The 14909-nt window shown below is 52.5% G+C and carries 15 protein-coding genes; 4 read left to right on the forward strand and 11 right to left on the reverse strand.

What is annotated here, in order from left to right:
* Window positions 1-56: 56 nt before the first annotated feature.
* Window positions 57-752, forward strand: a complete 696-nt coding sequence (locus J3P35_RS18160) for a ferritin-like domain-containing protein (protein WP_210466140.1) — start codon at window positions 57-59, stop codon at window positions 750-752.
* An 80-nt stretch (window positions 753-832) separates the two neighbouring features.
* Here the strand turns inward: J3P35_RS18160 and J3P35_RS18165 are convergent, their stop codons facing one another.
* The 11 genes from J3P35_RS18165 to J3P35_RS18215 form a co-directional block, all read right to left on the reverse strand.
* Entirely contained in the window at window positions 833-1513 is a 681-nt protein-coding gene (locus J3P35_RS18165; protein WP_210466142.1) for a porin family protein, read from the reverse strand.
* Window positions 1514-1747: 234 nt separating this feature from the next.
* Entirely contained in the window at window positions 1748-2146 is a 399-nt protein-coding gene (locus J3P35_RS18170; RefSeq protein ID WP_210466144.1) for an RlpA-like double-psi beta-barrel domain-containing protein, read from the reverse strand.
* A gap of 343 nt (window positions 2147-2489) precedes the next feature.
* Window positions 2490-3419: a M20/M25/M40 family metallo-hydrolase gene (locus J3P35_RS18175; protein WP_210466147.1), complete on the reverse strand. Its 930-nt coding sequence runs from the start codon at window positions 3417-3419 to the stop codon at window positions 2490-2492.
* A gap of 686 nt (window positions 3420-4105) precedes the next feature.
* Complete coding sequence (locus J3P35_RS18180; RefSeq protein ID WP_246850350.1) at window positions 4106-5038, reverse strand: M48 family metalloprotease; 933 nt, start codon at window positions 5036-5038, stop codon at window positions 4106-4108.
* A gap of 222 nt (window positions 5039-5260) precedes the next feature.
* Window positions 5261-5515 (reverse strand): hypothetical protein, encoded by a 255-nt coding sequence (locus J3P35_RS18185; RefSeq protein ID WP_210466149.1) that lies wholly within the window; start codon window positions 5513-5515, stop codon window positions 5261-5263.
* A gap of 141 nt (window positions 5516-5656) precedes the next feature.
* Window positions 5657-6043, reverse strand: a complete 387-nt coding sequence (locus tag J3P35_RS18190; protein ID WP_210466151.1) for a CZB domain-containing protein — start codon at window positions 6041-6043, stop codon at window positions 5657-5659.
* A gap of 169 nt (window positions 6044-6212) precedes the next feature.
* A complete protein-coding gene (locus J3P35_RS18195; RefSeq protein ID WP_210466153.1) occupies window positions 6213-6554 on the reverse strand; it encodes a cupin domain-containing protein in 342 nt (113 codons plus the stop codon).
* Between the two features lie 149 nt (window positions 6555-6703).
* The gene (locus J3P35_RS18200; RefSeq protein ID WP_210466156.1) at window positions 6704-7726 is read right to left on the reverse strand and encodes an SDR family NAD(P)-dependent oxidoreductase; all 1023 of its coding nucleotides are present in this window, start codon (window positions 7724-7726) and stop codon (window positions 6704-6706) included.
* A gap of 7 nt (window positions 7727-7733) precedes the next feature.
* On the reverse strand, window positions 7734-10277 hold the full coding sequence (ligD, locus tag J3P35_RS18205) for a DNA ligase D (RefSeq protein ID WP_210466158.1): 2544 nt from the start codon (window positions 10275-10277) through the stop codon (window positions 7734-7736).
* A 210-nt stretch (window positions 10278-10487) separates the two neighbouring features.
* Complete coding sequence (locus J3P35_RS18210; protein WP_210466161.1) at window positions 10488-11030, reverse strand: hypothetical protein; 543 nt, start codon at window positions 11028-11030, stop codon at window positions 10488-10490.
* A 413-nt stretch (window positions 11031-11443) separates the two neighbouring features.
* Window positions 11444-11992, reverse strand: a complete 549-nt coding sequence (locus J3P35_RS18215) for an NUDIX domain-containing protein (protein WP_210466163.1) — start codon at window positions 11990-11992, stop codon at window positions 11444-11446.
* Window positions 11993-12153: 161 nt separating this feature from the next.
* On the opposite strand from J3P35_RS18215, the gene J3P35_RS18220 reads away from it, so the two are divergent.
* The 3 genes from J3P35_RS18220 to J3P35_RS18230 all read left to right on the forward strand — a co-directional run bounded on the left by J3P35_RS18220 (window position 12154) and on the right by J3P35_RS18230 (window position 14769).
* Window positions 12154-12624, forward strand: a complete 471-nt coding sequence (locus J3P35_RS18220) for a DUF2059 domain-containing protein (RefSeq protein ID WP_210466164.1) — start codon at window positions 12154-12156, stop codon at window positions 12622-12624.
* Window positions 12625-12948: 324 nt separating this feature from the next.
* Complete coding sequence (locus tag J3P35_RS18225; protein WP_210466165.1) at window positions 12949-13743, forward strand: phosphatase PAP2 family protein; 795 nt, start codon at window positions 12949-12951, stop codon at window positions 13741-13743.
* 237 nt (window positions 13744-13980) lie between these two features.
* Window positions 13981-14769, forward strand: a complete 789-nt coding sequence (locus tag J3P35_RS18230; protein ID WP_210466166.1) for a dienelactone hydrolase family protein — start codon at window positions 13981-13983, stop codon at window positions 14767-14769.
* Window positions 14770-14909 lie beyond the last annotated feature (140 nt).

Here is a 14909-nt window from a genome sequence, read left to right on the forward strand (position 1 = left end):
CTAAACCTGACACGGTAGTTCACGTTCATAAAAGTTCATAAACCATAACCGAACGTATGTCAACTAACAAGAAACAAAATGTCGTGGAGGTTCTGTCTGAACTAAACGAATTTGTCCATGATGGCCTGGAAGGCTACGAGCGTGCCGCCAAGGAAAGCACTGATACGCTCCGCCAGGACGCGTACCGCCGTTTTTCACAGCAGCGCCTAGCGTTCGCCAATGAACTGAACCAAGTAATCCAGCAACACGGCGGCAGCCCCGAGCGTGATACCACAGCCAAAGGAAAACTCTACCGCCAATGGATGGATTTCAAAGCCACCATTACCGGCAGCAGCGAGGAAGCCATTCTGGGCTCCTGCATTTACGGGGAAGAGTGGGCCCAGAAAGCCTACCGCGATGCCCTGGACCATGAGTTGCCAGCCGAAGTTCGCGGCATTATCCTGCGCCAGCGTGAAGCCTCTACCGATGTTCTTTCTTACCTGCACCAGCTTTGGGAAGCAGCCGGATACGAAGAAGAGGCACCTACCGGCCTTACTGCCGCTACCGCGGTTACTTCTACTCCAAACAAAACTTGGAGAACCGCCTTGTACGTGGCCGCCGGTGCCGCCGGAGCCGCGCTTATCTACGGCCTTATCACCAAAAGAATACCTACCGACCGTCTTATTGCCGGCGTAACCAACCTTGCCAAAGGCAAACTGGGATCAGACGGGCAGACTTCTGCCAGAACCAGCAAGGCAAATCAGTCACGCTAAGCAACCACACAAAAAAAAACGGCGGACAATGTCCGCCGTTTTTCCTCATCCTATAACACATTCACTAAACTTAAAAATCTTTAGAACCTGAAACCAACCGAGGCTTTGAACCCGTGGTTGTAGGACTTGTAATCTGCCCCTTGGTCAATGGTGGTGAAGCCCATGTCATAGCTACCGCCCACGTTGAATCCATTCTGGAACTGGTACCCGGCTCCCGCCGACATGCCCACATCCACTTTACGCTGGCTGTTCTGCCACTCAAAATCATTGTTGTAAGCAGAGAACCCAAAGGCCCCGGCGTTCACGTTCACTTTGTTGGAGAGCAGGAAAGACACCTGCGGGCCGGCAAACAGGTTGAAACCACTGCCCAGGTACACTTTGGCCAGCAAGGGCACATCAATGTATTCCGCTTTATTAGTTAAGGTGACTTTGGCGTTGGCAAACTGGGCCGCATCGCCGGGTACTCTTCCTTCCAGCACCATTCCTTTCTGTGAGTACTGCACGCCGGGCTCAAACTCAAACCCGTTAGAAAGCGGAATGCTCAGGAAAGCCCCTGCGTGGAAACCCTGCCGCATTCTGGTCTGCACGTTACCGTCTGTATACTCCAGCATCTCGCCAAAACTCTTCACGGTTTCGCCTTGCCAACCGGCTACGCTGTATCCACCTTTGATCCCTATTCTCACCCCGCCGCCATCCTGGGCGAAGCTTTTATTCAGAAGTCCTGCCAGCAGAACCACCGCTATTAGTAATGTCTTTTTCATGTCGCTTGTATTTTCAAATCTTCAACCGGTCCCGGGCTTGTATCTGCCTAAATGGAAAAACCGTGCCAAAAACGCTTTACCCCCACTCAGCAAGGAGCAAAACACAAGCATTCATTTTCACAACATTCTGATTATCAACAACAAATTTTTTACTTAAAAACCAGACAAATGCTTAAAACAAGAAAGCCCCGCCTTATAAAAGACGAGGCCTTCCCTGTTCTACAAAGAAGTTTCCTATAATTTGATGAGTTTCACATCTTCCCAGTAACCCATGATTTTGTCATTGGGGCCAACCAGAATATCTACCCGGTTTTTGATGCGGCGGTGCATGGCGTCGCGAACCACATAGATGCCATCCAGCTGTGGCGAAATACCTTCCACACGCACTGAATCGCCGTACTCTATTTGGCCGCCCCAACGGGACAGCAGGTTTCTGGACAAAGCCAGCCAACGGTGTTGCCGGGGATTTTGCTCGTTGATGAGGGAGCCATCGGCGGTGACAAAGGGATCTTCGTCGGTCTGCGCTTCTTCTGGAAAGTAGACAGAAGCATCCACGTTGATGTGCACCGCATCCTCAGAGGCTGGTAGCTTGGGTGGAGACTTGATGACTACCGGGTGATTTATGGCCGGCATAGCGGGTGCCGGCGTAGTTGACCCTGAAATTTCTTTCAAAAAGGGCAGAAGAATTAAAAGTAGAAGTCCATATGTTTGGTTTTTGACCATGCTTGCGTTGTTGGTTAAACATCAATTTAGGCACTAGGTCTTAAACGGTTTATATTTTATAGGGTTTTACTTCTTGAATAAGTGCAAATATAGACTTTGGAGCATGTTTAGCACATATTATGCCATAAAAAGCCCTCTAAAGGAAGCGGAGCAGGATAGTAGATACCACATAAAAAATCCCTTTTTGCCTCATTTTCATGAAATGAGGCAAAAAGGGATTTTGATATATAAACTGGTGGTTAAAGGCTAACTTCTAGCTAGGCAGTTCTTTATCCAAAACCTGCACCGTGCGCAGAATGGTTTCCACCGCTTTGAGGTAGAAAGCCTGGTGAATGTTTCTGAACTCATCGGTTTCCTGGTGGTAATGCGGATGGTCCTCCACCCCGAAGTAGATAAAAGGGATTTTGGCATTATGGAAACTGCCGTGGTCAGACTGCTGAGTCCAGTCATCATGGCCTTGCTCCGGACGGTCGTGGCCGAAGCGCAGGTTCAGTCCTTCAGGCACTTTTACCTTTTCTATGAGCGGCTTAAAAGTGGGATAATGGTACGCCCCGGAGGCATATAATTCGTTCTTCTCTGAGATGCTCACCATGTCCAGGTTCACGTCCAGCAGAATACGTTCCTTGGCGAAAGGCAGGTTGGCTACAAAGGCTTTGGAACCCCGCAAGCCTTGTTCCTCGGCATCAAAGGCCACAAACACCAGCGTGTGCTGCGGCTTCTGTTTCTGAAAATGAAAGGCGATGGCCAGGATAGCGCCAATGCCGGAGGCGTCATCATCGGCGCCGTTGAAGACTTTGCCGTTGCGGGTGCCCACGTGGTCATAATGCGCGGAGATCACAATCACCTTGTCTGATTTACCCGGGATCATACCCACCAGGTTCACGCCCTGCACCTCACTTGTGGCGTTGCGCGGCGTAAAATTGAAAGTGTGCTGGTACTGGTTCCCCACTGGCTTCAACCCGGTGCTCTGGAACCGCTGCACCAGGTATTGCTGCGCTTTTGCGTGGCCTGGCGTATTGGGCAGCCTTCCGCCCAAAGAATCGGCGGCGAGGATCTGAACGTCTTTCAGGGCCTGGCTATGGGCAGGCTGCTGAATTACGTCCTGAGCGCAAGAAGTGAAACTAAGCGTAAAAACGCTGAAGGAAGCCACCAAAAGGGCTGGGAGAGACTTAGAACGGTTCATGTCCAAAAGGTACGGCAAAAATCGGAATCCTGCACTTGCGGGAATGCTTTGGGCTTGTATTAAGAAAAACAGCCTGTAAACGGAAGGAAGCTTCTGTAGGTGGAAAGTGGGTTGTGGAAATGGTGGGTGCGTTGAAGTTGGTAATAGTGAACCATCCCTTATTACCTCCCCAGAGAATATTCATCCCCCAAAAAATTCTGGTTTAAGTTTTCAACTTGGACCTAAAATGTCTGGAAGTTGCTGATGCTGTGACCTTAACTCCACGCTGCCTCCCCTTGGTCTGTCCCCTGACAGGCCAACCCAATGGCCGACCTGTTTAAGGTTTGCATTTCGGTCTGTCAGGGGACAAATCGAAATGCAAGGGCTTAATGGTTTGTATTACCGTCCTGTACTAGCTAACAGAAGTAGAAGCAACTAACTCAATGTAGTCTTTTCTGAGACTGTCGCCTCACTGAAGTTGCAAACTTCAGCCCATGGTAGGTCCAAGTTGAAAACTTGAACCAGAGAATTTAAAGGAGGGGGGAATCCACCCCTACTCCCTGAAGCTAAAGATGATAGTATTATAAGTTAATTACATTTCAAGACTGATTTAAGAAAATCGGGCCAAAAACACTTAATAGGCTGAAAACAAAAGCGCCGCTTTCTTTGCAGAAAGCGGCGCTTTGGGATTTATACTTTGAAGTGGCTTAGGTGGTGGTTAAGACCCCTACCCGCTGACCAGATTCGTTCAGGAGCAATCCGTCTGTGCTCACGAACAGGTAAGAGAAGTAGCGGCTCTCTAGCACGTAAGGAAACTTGCTGCTTTTGGTTTTCTGCAGCTTGCCAATCACTTCCAGGCCGTCTTCGGTTTCCCGTACCAGGTTATAGGAAGTAGTTACGTACAGGCGCTCCTGTGGGGCGCTCTGTAATTTCACCTGGCGCAGGATCTGCTCAGAACCTCTTCTGGTGCTGGTGGCAGGACGTCTGCTGGTGGTATTGGCAGCTACGGTAGACTCAGACATGATAGGGCGGCTTACGCCGGTCACTGTGCGGTTTGGCGTACCGGCCTTAGCGCTGGCCAGGATCTGCTCCTGGGCGTTCCGCCAGCCTCTGCTGATGGCAGTAAGGCGGGAGCTTTTGCCCGGGTGCGTGTAATTATCTTCTTCGTCGGCTAAGGCTTTGATGGCAGCCTGGGCCTCGCTTAAGCTGGCACCCATTTTCCGGAGCACAAACCCGGAGAACTCATCGGCCTCCAATTCATCTTGTTTGTTACTGCCGCCTTGTGTAAGGGTGTGCCCGTTGAGGTGGTGCCCAATCTCGTGGGCCAGGATACTAACCCCCGCCCAGTCTGTTCTAAGCGCATTGTTCAGCGTGCTCACGAAGTTCTCATTGTAGAGAATATAGCGTTTGCCGTTCATGATCACGGCAGCTGCATTTGGAACGTTGGCAGCGCGTACCTCAAACCGAGGTTTCAGCCCTACCACGTCAATAATCTCAGTGATGATATCTCTGGCCCCTACCGCGGCAGGTGCTGCATATGCGGTTGCAGCTCCTCCCTTTGTTTCAGCCACAGCCGGTGTCGCCACCGATGCACCGGTCAGAAACAGACCGGTAAGTACTGATAAAAGAACCTTTTTCATATGCTTTTCCATGTAGTTTTATAACAGAAGAACACGCTATTTGATTCAACGCCAAAGCTGTCAAATCATTGCGTACTCACCTAATAGCAAGTTCTCTGCCAATTTTAGAAAAACAGCCGTTAAACCCACCTATGGAAGAGGGGTGTTAAAAATATTTTTTTAGTTCCTTGGCGTGCGCAAAAAAGCCCTTGAGCGTCATTCTCAAGGGCTTTTTTCATCAAATTAATAGTTGTTTTCCTGGTTAGAATCGCCGTCGTTGGTGTCGCGCTCGTCAATGGTGTTACCACCGCCGGCTTTCTCCGTACCAGAGAAGTTCTCGTCCTGCTTAGAGGCATCATAACCAGTGACATTACGTCTGTAGCTGTCATGGTCACTGATATCCTGGCGCTGGTGCTCTGACTGTTTGCCTTGCTCCATTCTGTTCGCAGAGTTGTTGGTTTCCTCTGAGTTGGCAGGGTTATTTGATTTATCTGGCATATTCTTAAGCTTAAGTGAAACATGGCAGCCCATTTTCTACAATGGGCCTGTCTTCTTGTACTAAAGCGGAGGCAAAAGGTTCTTTTAGGCAGGAAGCTGAACTGCTTTTTGGGGTCCTGTACACAGAACCAAGCAGGTAAATCAGACAACGGTTTTGCGCTCAATGACTTCTAACAGGTGCAGGAGCCGTTGGGCGGTATCATCAATCTGAGACAGTTCTTTGAGGGCCTGGTCTTGCTGCCCTCGCTGGTAGAGCTGCCAAAGGCGCCGGGCTATCACGTGCATTTCATTGTGTACCCTTTCCAGTTCCCTCACCTCCGGCAGATGACCAATGCGGGGCATGGCTACGTCGTAAATCCATTTGCCCAGCGAACAGCCAGTGGTAGAGATCACCGGCTCGGTGTCAATGTCTGCGCCGTACAGCAAAGCCCTCAGCTTTGATTTGAACAGAACGTGCTTGATACGCGCCTGCTCAAAATCAAGCCTTCCTATGCTCTCCAAAAAGTTCTTCTGCTCTTCTCTATCCATTTTCACGACTAAGGTGTAAGCCGCCTCACCTCATAAACACCAAGTACCCGCACATGTTCTAAGTTTACCATAAAACACACTAAAATCAGCCAGGAAATTATCTACAACTTTAAAGCCAACATGATCAGCGGCAGGCTTTCTTCAGGTCAGAAAGCCTGCCGCTGATCTGTCAGCCTTCGTCGCGGCCTTTTACCTGCGCCGGGGGCGAGGTAGCCTCCACGGCCGTGAATTCCTCCAGAATTTTGTAGGTGTGCGAGGCGCCTTTGGGTACCACGTAGGAGTTGCCCGGTTCCAGCAAAACCACCTGGCCCTCGGTGTGCAGCTCGGCGCGGCCCGAGATCACGTAGCCTACGGTTTCGTACTCGCGGCGCACCTCAGGTTTGGAGTCTCCGGGCTGTTCTTTCTCCCAGAGGCGCATGGACACCGTTTTGCCCGAGGCCAGGTATTTCTCGCCGTCCTCTCCTTTTGGCGAGTAGGCGCCGTCTATTTTGGTTACTGTGGTATCACTCATAGTTTTATCTTTTGGTTTTTAAGCTTAGGTGTACGAAAAAACGAAGGCTTGTTACTATTGAAAATCATGAAAGGCAAAGGGTTACAATCCTGAATCAGGTACCAGGGCTTATAACGAAGCAGCCATATTTCAGGCAGCGCTGGCTCTGCTTACAGTTCGTTGTTTTCGCGGGCCGCTTCCTGGTTGGGGGCATTCAGGGGAGATTGCGTGAGTTCGGTTTCGCTTTCGTAGCCGCGCACCGCCTCCTGCCCTACGCCGCCAGGCCCCGGCAAAAACATGTTCACCAAGCCCATCAGATCTGAAGTGGTGCCGGGGAAAAGCCCGTGCAGCATACTGATGAATTTGGCGTTGAGCCCCAGGGTAACCTCGGATTTCCCGTACCGGCAGGCATTGATGATATCGCGGGCGGCTTTATCAGCGGCCAGGGAAATCAAAGGATTGGCATCCATAAGCGCGAAAGCGGTGTACTCTTTCTCGTTCTGGCCTTTGACGAAGGCGTTGCGGGCGCTGCCGGTACGCATAAGCCCCGGGTTAATGGTGGTGACGTAGATACCGTCTTTGATGAGCTCAGACCGAAACCCTTCAGACATGCCCACCAGCGCGAACTTGCTGCCGCTGTACGGCACCAGGTGTGGCACGCTCACCTTACCGCCCACTGAGGCGATGTTCACGATGCGGCCCTCGCCCCGGGCTTTCATCTCCGGAATCACCTCCAGCATGGTATACAGCGACCCAAAGTAGTGGATGTCCATGGCGGCTTTGAAGTCCTCCACGGTCATTTCCTCCAGCGGCCCGGCGGCAATGATGCCGGCGTTGTTGATGAGCACCTCTACCGGCCCCAGCCGCTCGGTGATCTCCCGAATCATGGCTTTCACCTGGTGCTGGTCACTTACGTCGCAGTCAAAGGTGAGGACGGTGGCACCGCCGGCTTCCAGTTCCTCGCGGGCGGCATCCAGTTGGTGCCGGGTACGGGAACAAATGGCTATTTTGGCGCCCTGCTCAGCGAACATGCGAGCCAGCACCAAACCCAGCCCGCGGCTGCCGCCGGTGATGAGCACGGTGCGGTCTGTAAAGGAGAATTCCGCTTTTCGGCGGGCGCGGGCGCGCAAGGCCAGCAAAGCGCCCAGGCCGGCTCCGGCCAGTAAGAGTGATGTCTTGGTTGAATCTTTCATAGGTCTATTATTTCAGTTTCTTAAGGTAGGCGGCAACGTCAATGCCTGCGCCCAGCACCGGCTTGAAGAGATCACCCAGTTTCTGGACGCGGTCAGGCACATTCTTTATGGTAAACTGCGAAGGGTGCAATCCGGTTTTGACTTCTTCCCACAAAAGCGGCGTGGAAACGGTGGCGCCGGCTCTGGGTCGCACACAATAAGGCGCGGCGATGGTCTGCGCGATGGCGTTCTGCAGAAAATCAATGTAGATCTGGTTCCGGCGTTCTTTGGGGCTGCGCTCCAGGCTGGTTAGTTTGGGAAGCTTGTCATGCAGGCGCTGGGCCAAAAGATGCGCGAGTTCTTTCACCTGTTCAAAGGGCCACTTGGCGGCCAAAGGCACATACAAGTGCATGCCGGTGGCGCCGGAGGTTTTGGCATAGACGGGTATCTCCAGTTCATCCAGGATCCCCTTCGCGGCCAGCGCCGTTTCCACCACTTCGTCATAGGTGTTCTCGCCGGGGTCCAGGTCCAGCACCAGGTAATCAGGGGTGTCCAGGTTCTGCAGGCGGGAATTCCAGGGGTTAAGTTGGATGCAGCCCAGGTTGTTCAGGTATGCCAAAGCGGCTTTGTTCTGACACACCAGGTAATCTACGTCTTTACCCGTGGATTCGGCTTTGATAGTTGTGGTCTGCAGCCAATCAGGGGCGTGGTCACCGGCGTCTTTCTGGAAGAAGCCCGGTTTGGTGATACCGTTGGGGTGCCGCAGCAGAGACTCCGGCCGGTCTTTGAGGTAGGGCAACAACACATCGGCCATGGTCTGGTAATACATCACCAGGTCTCTTTTCGTGATTCCCTCCTCGGGCCAGTACAGTTTGTCTGGGTGCGAGATGGGAATCTGCTGGCCATCCAGTTCCAGCACCAGGGTGTCATCGTCTTTTTCCTGTTTAGAGGCCATTTTTGGTTTTTTGGTTGATTTCTGGGAAGTGGTTTTCTGAGGCGCTTCTGGGGCAGAGACAGTTTGTTCGTGCACCACATCTTTGGCTTTTTTGTCTACCCGCAGGCCCTTGAAGATAGCCTGGCGCATCTGCCCGTCGGCGGTCCACTCCGCGAAGGCCAGTTCGCAGACCAGTTCGGGCTTTACCCAGGTCACCTTGCGGCTCAGGGGCACTTTCTCTTGGAACGGCGATTTCTCCTGCTTCAGCGGCTCCAGCTTTTCTATGAGTTCCTGCAGGCTTTCTTTGTTGAACCCGCTACCGCTCTGGCCCACGTATTTGAGTTCTTTGCCCTCGTACACGCCCAGCACCAGCGCTCCAATGTGCACGCGGCTGCCCTGCGGCTCGGTGTACCCCGCAATAATAGCTTCCTGCCTTAGGTGGGTTTTGATCTTGAGCCACTCCTGCGAACGCTTGCCCACCAGGTATTTGCTTTGGGCCGCTTTGGCCATGATGCCTTCCCATTCGTTTTCCTGGGCCTCCTTGAAGAACTTGGTCCCGTCGCCCACCCGGTGCTCACTGTAGCGGAGCGGGTCCTTGGCTTTAGAAAGCACCGCTTCAAGTCTTTCCTTCCGTTGTATCAGGGGCAAGTCGCGCAGGTCCTGGCCATCCAGGTACAAGAGGTCGAAGATGTAGTAGTAGAGGTGCTCTGAGGGAGTGTTCTGGTAGTTCTGCAATGCCTGGAAATCGGCTTTGCCGTTTTGGTCCAGAATTACCAATTCCCCGTCAAAAACGGCTTGGTGGGGCAGGCTTTCCAGGGCCTTCACCACAGGGCGGTATTTCTCTTTAAAGGATTTCCCGTTGCGCGAGTAAAGCTGCACCTTACCGTTCTCCACCTCAGCCACGGCGCGGTACCCGTCCCACTTCACCTCAAAAAGCCAGTTCTCGTCATCAAATGGACCGTCGGTCAGTTTGGCCGTCATTGGCACGATGTCATGGGGCATCTCCGCAGAACCTGTTTTGCTTTCAGCTTTTTTGGCCGAGGCTTTGGGCTTCTCTTTGGTTTTAGCGGAAGCGGGTTTGGTCGATTTTGTGGCGGGCTCGTCTACGAAATCCTCGGCATCATAGGGAGCATCGGTGGCATCCTCGTCCTTCTTTTTGAGCAAGAGCCAGGCGTCTTCCTGGCGGCCTTTCATCTTGACCAGGCTGAATTCACCGCGTAGTTTCTGACCTTCCAGCACGAAGTGCAGACTGCCCGCCTCTAGTTCCTGCAGCATCTGCTGTTCGCCCTCAGCACGGTCCAAGGTGCCCACGGCGTGGAAAGTGCCCTGGTCCCAGATGTCCACGTGGCCGGCGCCGTAGTTCCCCTCGGGGATGTCGCCCTCAAAGGTGCCGTAGCTCACCGGGTGGTCTTCCACGGCTACGGCCAGGCGTTTGTCAGATGGGTTAAGTGAGGGGCCTTTGGGCACGGCCCAGCTTTTGAGCACACCATCCAGCTCCAGCCTGAAATCATAGTGGAGTTTAGAGGCCTGGTGCCGGTGCACGACAAAGCACAGGGCACCTTTGCGCTTGGCTTCCTTACCTTCGGGCTCGGGGGTTTGGTTGAAGTGGCGTTTCTGGTTGTATTCTGTCAGGCTCATGTAGGTAGGTCTTTCTTTGGGTAACTGACTTTGGCGGCTACATCTGCGCGGCCCGTCAGTATTTTACACCTCTTGTACGGAAGAAAACTTTTCTTTGGTGTCTGAGCATCTCCGGGTGGGTTCAAGGTTGATTTCCAGAAAACAGCCCTAAAACAGAAGGCCTGCCCCTTTTCAAGAGGCAGGCCTTCTGTTTTTCAGAAATAGCTTTCCTTAGTTTGTTCTGGCACCGCGGCCTGCTACGTCCGGATCATTGTTCTGATCCTTGCCGCCTTTGTTGGGTGAGTATTTCTCATCATCCGGGTCGCCTCCGTGGCCGGCATGTCCGCTGCTGCGGCCGCCGCCGGTTCCATCGTTGCCGTTGTGGTTGCCTTTAAAGCCGCTGTGGCTATCGCTCAAGCCCCCGGCGTGGGTGCCGTAGCCGGTGTCTTTGTCGCTTTCAGCACCGTGAATAGGCCGTGTGTGCTCGGTGGGGTGTTTGCCCAGTTCCTGCTCTCTTTCACCGTAGCCTCCGCCCCGGCGACCCTGGATGTCTCCGCCGCCATTGATATCCACATGCGGGGTTCCGCCGTCTTCTTTGCCGTTGAAGTCTACGAAATCGCCATCTGCGTCATAATTGGCGGTGTTGCCGCCTTCGGCTTTGGTACCGTAGTTATGATCCGCAAATACACCGTCCCCACGGTTTCCGTCCTGGCTGTTATTGCTTCCAGAACCCTCCTGATGGGGCGTTCCCTGGTTCTTATTTTGATCTTCCATAGTTGGGTCAAATTTAAGTGATTACAATAAACTGATTCAGAGCATATTTAAACTTTGTCTTTGGTGCTGCAAAAGGCCATAGCAAGAACCTGCGTTCGCGCTTTCATCGCCTTCGTAGCGCTGCTACGAGGCTCAAAAACCACTTCCGCAGAACCTTACTCTTGCCATTTTCGCTAACCAATCCAAAATTTAAAAATGCTCTTCCCTGTTTACGGGCAGAACCATGGAGAGTTAATTAATAGCCGCTATTTTAAGCCGCTAAAAGGAAAGCGCCTTTCACCCACTCGTGACTGAGCAGACGAAAGGCGCACCTATGTTTATGAGCTGATTTCTACAAAACAGGCCGGAAACGGAATCTTGGGGAAGAGCCTTTTATCTTCTGATGGGCCCGCATGAAGATTAGAAGAGGTTCCCTATTTTCCTTTCTTTTTTGTCTGTAAGTCAGGCAGGACATTGGCTTTGGCCCACTCCACGGCCAGCAGGGTTTTGCCGTCAATGAATGCGTATTTGGCCAGTTCGTCAACGGACAGTTCCAGGGTTTTGATGTTTTCGTTCTCGTCGTCTTTGCCGCCGCCTTCGCCCGTTTTCTTGCTTACCTCGGCGTAGAAAAGGTAGATCTTCTCAGCGAAAGCCCCCGGAGAGGGATAGAACTCATAGATTTTCTGGAGTTTGTCTACGGCGTAGCCAATCTCCTCCTCAATCTCGCGAGTAATGGCGTCTTCGGGCTTCTCGTCTTCGCTGTCCAGCATGCCCGCCACGGCCTCTACCAGGTTCTGCTCAATGGCCGGCCTGAACTGCTTGGCGAAGATGAATTTCTGTTTTTCTGTGTCATAGACCAGCGCCGCCGCCGCCTGACCGGTCTGGAAAACCTCGCGCTCAAACTCATTGCCTTTGTCTTGCACGGTGTACACTTGCAAGCGGTAGTGCCCCTGGTAGGCAGTTTCTCTCTTGGTTATTTTCATGTGTATAGATGGCTTTAAGATAGATCTGGGAATCTTGGTTTCCTGTGGTACGCAGACAAAGGCAAGCAGTTCCTGCGCCAGGATTGTCCAAAATAAATAAGCCCTAAAACTGGCTATTGTGCCCCGCTATACGTATTTATGGAACAAATTAACCTGAAAAAATGAAAAAGTTATTCTCTCTGTGGGTCATGCTGCTAGTGGTTTCAGCAGGCAGTGCCATGGCGCAAGCCCAGACGCAGACCCAGAGCAGCCATTACAAAGCCGCAGAAACCCTGCTCCTGACCATGGGCAGCCCCAAGACCATTGATGACAACCTTCAGCAGATGCTTACCATGCAGATGGAACAGGTACCGGCCATGAAAGCCGCCGAGGTGGAAGTACGGTCCTTCTTCTCCAAATACATGAACTGGGATGCCATTAAAGCCGATCTGATCCAACTGTACATGAATGAGTTCACCGAGAAAGAGCTCAAAGACATGAACACCTTCTACCTAACGCCCACCGGCAAAAAGCTGGCCTCCAAACAGTCTATCATCACTATGAAAAGCGCCCAGATTGGCCAGTCTAAGGTGGAGCCGCACATGATGGAGCTGCAGCAGGCCATCCAGAAAAAAATGCAGGGCGACAATTAAAGTCCGCGTCTGACGCACCTGGTATTTTCCCTTGAAAATAAGAAGCCCTTCCCCCACCGGAAGGGCTTCTTATTTTACAACAATTTACTAAAAGTCAATCCGTTACTAAAGACAAGCTGCCTTTTCTCATGCCCTTACCAGATTATTTTGCCAACTGATTTCCCGCATTGGCAGCCGATTTCCCGGTTTTCATCGAAAGTTTAGATTCAGGGAAACTAAAAAGAGCCAATTCCACTTCCTAGAACACTACCAAACACTACCCTTTGACATTCAGAATTTTAAGTTTCTATGCGACCCTTTCTCCTTCTTGTAGCACTTCTCTACATGACCAGGGTTTCGGTATTTGCCGCCTCCCTGGGACCCGAATCTTTACAAGCTCCTGCAGACACTACCCAATTCCTTCAAAAGGCACCCCAGCTTTCCTGGACCAAAAAACATAAAAGCCTGCTCCTGAAGTCTTCCTCGGCGTTGCTGGCGACCGGGATTTTCATTACCGCCTATAACCGGTATGACCGCCCCCTTCGCGTTATTTCACAGAAGGAACGCACTTCCATTTCAGACAAAGCCGCCAGCCTGGTAGAGCCTATGGGCACTTCCCTTCCGCTGCACGCCACTTTTGCCACCATGTTTGCGCTGGGTGCCTTGGCCAAACGGCCCAAAATGCGGGAAGCCGCCATAGTGGGTTTGGGGAGCTTTTACCTGAGCGCTGTTTCCACCAGTTTCCTGAAGAAAAGCTTCCAGCGGCACCGGCCCAGCAACACAGATGACAGCCACCTGTTTGACGGTGCCGATGGCAATGGACAGAACACCTCCTTTCCGTCATCACACACGTCCAACGCCTTTGCGGCGGCAACGGCCCTGGCCTCGGTGTACCGAGACAGCAAGTGGGTGCCTCAGGTAGCCTACGGGGTAGCCACGCTGGTAGGCTTGTCTCGCATCAATGACAACAAACACTGGGCTTCTGATGTACTGGCGGGCGCCGCCCTGGGCTACCTGACCGGAAAGGTTAGTTACTGGACCTTCACTAAGGTGAAAAACCAACTGCAGAAACGGAACTGGGTGGTCTCTCCTAACTGGCAGAGCGGCGCCATAGGTGTGAATGCCTCCCTGCGGTTCTAACCCACAAACCAGGGTTTTGCTTTGCGCCTGTTTTTAGAATTTAGGCCCTGAAATAATGCACCTGTTTTACTGGTTTCTCAGAAGTAAGCGGGGTTTCCAGAACAATTAAGAAATTGGGCGGTTCTACGCCCAGCCAATATAAAGCGGAACTGTTACCTTAGTGGCAGTTCCGCTTTTCTTTTTATCCGGGTTTGGATATTGAGCCGGATACCAATGATGAACCTAAAACGCTAAAACATGATGAAAAAACTACTTTTCGCTTTCCTGCTCTTCTTTACCGCGCAGGTTGCGACCCAGGCCCAGCAGATTAAAACGCAACTGGTAGAGTACAAAGAAGGCGCCACCACGCTGGAAGGTTACCTGGCTTATGATGCCACCAAGAAAGGCAAACTCCCGGCGGTGCTGGTGGTGCACGAGTGGAACGGCCTCAGTGACTACACCAAGAAAAGATGCGACCAACTGGCCAGAATGGGCTACGTGGCCTTCGCGGCCGATATCTACGGCAAAGGCGTGCGCCCTACCACTCCGGAGGCCATGGGTGCCGAGGCCGGTAAATACAAGAACAACATTCCGCTCCTGCGCCAGCGGGTAAATGCCGGCCTGGCCCAGTTGAAGAAACGACCCAACGTAGACGCCGCCAGAGTGGCTGCTATTGGGTACTGCTTCGGGGGAACTACGGTGCTGGAACTGGCCCGCAGCGGTGCCGATGTAGCCGGGGTGGTGAGTTTCCACGGTGGCCTGGGCACGCCTAACCCCGCCGATGCCGCCAACATCAAAACCAGAATCCTGGTAGCGCACGGCGCCATTGACCCGTTTGTGCCCAAGGCCGAGCTGGACGGTTTCTTCAAGGAGATGAATGATGCCAAAGTAGACTACCAGTTCATCGCCTACAGCGGGGCGGTGCACGCCTTTACCAACCCCGAGGCCGGCACAGACATCAGCAAAGGCGCTGCCTACAACGCCGCCGCCGACCGCCGCTCCTGGGAAGCCATGAAACAGTTTTTCGCCGAGATTTTCAAAAAGTAGCCTCTAAACAGGCGCATGTACCTAAAAGCCGTTGCTGGATTTAATTCCGGCAACGGCTTTTTTCTTTGTCTGCTACTTCCTGTTTTAGGTGCTCATTGCGGAAAACAGGCTAGGAACAGGAATTCGCTTTCAAGGCATTT

Source organism: Rufibacter roseolus (genome assembly GCF_017916365.1).
In the GTDB taxonomy this organism is placed as follows: Bacteria; Bacteroidota; Bacteroidia; order Cytophagales; family Hymenobacteraceae; genus Nibribacter; species Nibribacter roseolus.

Coding starts and splice junctions, on each gene's coding strand:
- ligD (WP_210466158.1), bottom strand. CDS start 10,277: ATGAGCCTGACAGAATACAACCAGAAACGCCACTTCAACCAAACCCCC.
- J3P35_RS18195 (WP_210466153.1), bottom strand. CDS start 6,554: ATGAGTGATACCACAGTAACCAAAATAGACGGCGCCTACTCGCCAAAA.
- J3P35_RS18220 (WP_210466164.1), top strand. CDS start 12,154: ATGAAAAAGTTATTCTCTCTGTGGGTCATGCTGCTAGTGGTTTCAGCA.
- J3P35_RS18165 (WP_210466142.1), bottom strand. CDS start 1,513: ATGAAAAAGACATTACTAATAGCGGTGGTTCTGCTGGCAGGACTTCTG.
- J3P35_RS18160 (WP_210466140.1), top strand. CDS start 57: ATGTCAACTAACAAGAAACAAAATGTCGTGGAGGTTCTGTCTGAACTA.
- J3P35_RS18210 (WP_210466161.1), bottom strand. CDS start 11,030: ATGGAAGATCAAAATAAGAACCAGGGAACGCCCCATCAGGAGGGTTCT.
- J3P35_RS18185 (WP_210466149.1), bottom strand. CDS start 5,515: ATGCCAGATAAATCAAATAACCCTGCCAACTCAGAGGAAACCAACAAC.
- J3P35_RS18225 (WP_210466165.1), top strand. CDS start 12,949: ATGACCAGGGTTTCGGTATTTGCCGCCTCCCTGGGACCCGAATCTTTA.
- J3P35_RS18170 (WP_210466144.1), bottom strand. CDS start 2,146: ATGCCGGCCATAAATCACCCGGTAGTCATCAAGTCTCCACCCAAGCTA.
- J3P35_RS18190 (WP_210466151.1), bottom strand. CDS start 6,043: ATGGATAGAGAAGAGCAGAAGAACTTTTTGGAGAGCATAGGAAGGCTT.
- J3P35_RS18175 (WP_210466147.1), bottom strand. CDS start 3,419: ATGAACCGTTCTAAGTCTCTCCCAGCCCTTTTGGTGGCTTCCTTCAGC.
- J3P35_RS18200 (WP_210466156.1), bottom strand. CDS start 7,726: ATGAAAGATTCAACCAAGACATCACTCTTACTGGCCGGAGCCGGCCTG.
- J3P35_RS18230 (WP_210466166.1), top strand. CDS start 13,981: ATGATGAAAAAACTACTTTTCGCTTTCCTGCTCTTCTTTACCGCGCAG.
- J3P35_RS18180 (WP_246850350.1), bottom strand. CDS start 5,038: ATGAAAAAGGTTCTTTTATCAGTACTTACCGGTCTGTTTCTGACCGGT.
- J3P35_RS18215 (WP_210466163.1), bottom strand. CDS start 11,992: ATGAAAATAACCAAGAGAGAAACTGCCTACCAGGGGCACTACCGCTTG.